The following is a 2788-nucleotide window of genomic DNA, read 5'->3' as shown; positions in this document are numbered from 1 at the left end:
TGCGAGCGCGAGATCGCGCGCAAGGATCATCGCCGCATCGAGATGGCGCTGAAGCTCGCACACTTCCCGGCCGTGAAGGAGCTTGCTGGCTTCGACTTCGAGGCGCAGCCGTCAATCGATCCAAAGCAGATCCGCGATCTTGCCGCGTCACCTTGGATAGCCAACGGAGAGAACGTGCTGCTGCTCGGCCCGCCCGAGTCCGATTCATACTGCTCACCTCGCTATGCCGTTATAGTTCAAGCTCTCTTTGGCGCAGATCGCCGGACGACGGCCGCCGGAAGCGCCGCGCGTGTGCCGCCTTCTTGACCTCAGGATGCTCCAGATCCAGCGCTTTGATCACCCAGGGTGCGCCCTTGCACAGCTGATGCGCGGGCAAGCTCTGCTCCGCGATCAGACGGCGAACCGTCGATGGGCTGACCTTCAAGGCAGCGGCAGCTTCATCCAGAGTGACCTCTCCTCTCTCCGCGCGTTCGCCCTCTCGGTAGGGCGCGATAGCCTGCTGGTTGCGCAAGTGGCAAACGCGGGCGCGGGTCCAACTGTTACCCCGTCCCGTCGACTTGCCGGCGCGGTTGAGGACCGCCGCGATCGTGTTGTCGGGCATCTGCCGTGCCAGAACACGCACGAGATCGATGACGTCCGCGGACGTTCTCCAGCGGTGTTGGCCCGTGCGGTTCTTCCTGGTCTTTAGTGCTGTATGATCGCCGCCCTGCCAGTGGATGACAAGCTCGATCGCCTCATCATGGATGCGCACAACGATCTCGCGGATCACAGTTCGGATGATCCGCTTGCGTGTCGCAGGCGTCGCCCCAGTGCTGTTCCAGGCACGCTCCAAATCGGAGCCAAGCGCGAGTAACCGCTCGCGATCCCCCTCTCTCAGAGTCGTCTCCGGCTTGGCTAAAAACGCACCGCGCTCATCCTCGAGCGCGCGGACAGCCAGCAGGCGTTCATTCCAACGTCGCTCCAACTCGCCGGCTACCAAGCGATGGTCGGGATCGACGGCCTCATAGTGCCGACGAGCACGAGTGGCCTCATAACGCGCTTGCTCCAGAGCCAGTTCAAGTTGACGCAGCTTCTCGGCGTGCTCACGGCCGCGCGCCTCCATGGCAGCCAGCGCAGCCTTGACACCGAGCGGCTGCAAACGTGCGATGACTTCCGCGCTGATTGCGCGATCCACGCGCAGGCCGCCGAATGAGATACATGGACCTCCGCCATGGTTGATCTGGCTACCGGGGCAATGATAACGCCCAACAGTGCTGTGCGTGCCACTGTAGGCAACGTGAAGTTTGCGACCGCAGTGACCGCAACGAAGGAGCCCTGCAAGAAGGGCCTCGCCGCAGCGGACCGAGCCACGACTCATGAAGCTCTTCCCATTGGCGTTATCGGTGATCAAGCGCTGATTCCTCTCGAACTCCGCCCACGTAATGTAGCCCTCATGGTGGTCCTTGATCAAAACCTCCCAGTCGCTGCGCTCCCGCCGGAAGCCCCGCACGATCCTCTTGCGGCCGGCCTCGATCGTCACCCGACTGCCCGAGCGCCCGAAGGCGTAGGCACCAGCATAGATGGGATTGGTCAGGATGTGATAGATCGTATTGTAGACTGGTAACTTCCACTCGACGTGGCGGCCCTCGGGGCCATGGCTGACCGCGGGCAAAGTGATTCGTTCTTGCCGTAACCACAGGTGGACCTGGCGAAGTGTCTGCATCTCGGCAAACTTGGTGAACACGAGTGCGAGAGCCTCCTTAATGCGTCGATCAGGGTCCTTCTCGATCCGATCGTGGGAGACTTTGAGATAGCCGATGGCAACGTTGAGGAAGAGCTCACCCCTGTGGGCCTTCTGCTTCAAGGCTTCAAGCGAGCGCTGCCGAAAGATAGACAGCTCCATCTCGCTCATTGTGCCCTTCATGCCGAGCAGAAGGCGATCATTGGGGTGGCGCGGATCGTAGACGCCATCCTCATCGACCATCAGTGTTCCGACGAGCCCGCAGAACTCCAGGAGCGTATGCCAATCCCTGCCGTTGCGGGCCAGCCGAGAGGCCTCAATCGAGACCACAGCGCCAACTCGCCCTTCGCAAATGGCGGCAAGCAGCTTCTCGAAGCCGGGACGCGCGGTGCCTCCACCAGAGCGACCGAGATCATCGTCGATCACGACCACCTCGTTCCAGCCCAGTTGCCGCGCACGGTCGGCCAAGCCGTACTGGCGGCGCTGGCTCTCTCGGTTGTTGATAACCTGGTCGGCCGTCGACTGACGAACGTACACGACGGCCTGGCGAGCAAGGTGCTCAGGCGTGATCTTGCTCACCGCTGTCCTCCCCGTTCACGTCGTTTGCGTCGACCGCGCTGTCGGTGAGCGCTTCGGTCAGAAGCTCCTTCAACAGCTCCAACATTCGCTGGTGGGCTTCGATTGGAATGCTGCTGTATGTTGGAGGGCTCTCGAAAAGATCCCCCTGACGACGTGATGCGTCCGCCATGACCGCCTCCTCGCGATTGGGACGATTCCCTGGGAGAGGAGGCTAAGGCCGCGTCGGCAAGAACGCGCGCCTCCAGCAGACGATTCACCGGAAGCCGCGGATCAGCTATCAGTCGGAAGGAAGCGGCGGCGGGGGTCGCCATCCATGCCGGCAGAAGCGTTAACGTCGCATCAGGTTGTCTGATAACAAAATGCGTCTCACCCCCGAGCCGCTTGCAGGCGACAACGACGACTAACGCTCCGCATCGCGGATGAAATGGGTAGAGGATCTCAACCTCTGATCCCAGACACCCGGCATTATGACGCTGGTCCGCCAGGCGT

The 2788-nt window shown here is 61.9% G+C and carries 2 protein-coding genes and 1 pseudogene; 1 reads left to right on the top strand and 2 read right to left on the bottom strand.

Annotated features, from left to right (window positions below):
- Positions 1-195, top strand: a pseudogene (locus tag IVB12_RS21585) (ATP-binding protein); the annotation flags it as partial.
- Positions 196-229: 34 nt separating this feature from the next.
- On the opposite strand, the gene IVB12_RS21580 reads toward IVB12_RS21585, so the two are convergent.
- Together IVB12_RS21580 and IVB12_RS21575 are read right to left on the bottom strand one after the other, a co-directional pair.
- The gene (locus tag IVB12_RS21580) at positions 230-2299 is read right to left on the bottom strand and encodes a recombinase family protein (protein ID WP_247301636.1); all 2070 of its coding nucleotides are present in this window, start codon (positions 2297-2299) and stop codon (positions 230-232) included.
- Positions 2280-2468 (bottom strand): hypothetical protein, encoded by a 189-nt coding sequence (locus IVB12_RS21575; protein ID WP_247301635.1) that lies wholly within the window; start codon positions 2466-2468, stop codon positions 2280-2282. The genes IVB12_RS21580 and IVB12_RS21575 overlap by 20 nt, the downstream gene beginning before the upstream one ends.
- Positions 2469-2788 lie beyond the last annotated feature (320 nt).

The sequence above is a fragment of the Bradyrhizobium sp. 179 genome (assembly GCF_023073535.1).
GTDB lineage: Bacteria > Pseudomonadota > Alphaproteobacteria > Rhizobiales > Xanthobacteraceae > Bradyrhizobium.
This window is presented reverse-complemented; position numbering and strand designations above follow the sequence as displayed.

Bases quoted from the DNA above. Each gene is read 5' to 3' on its own strand.
- IVB12_RS21575 (WP_247301635.1), bottom strand. From the start codon at position 2,468: ATGGCGGACGCATCACGTCGTCAGGGGGATCTTTTCGAGAGCCCTCCA.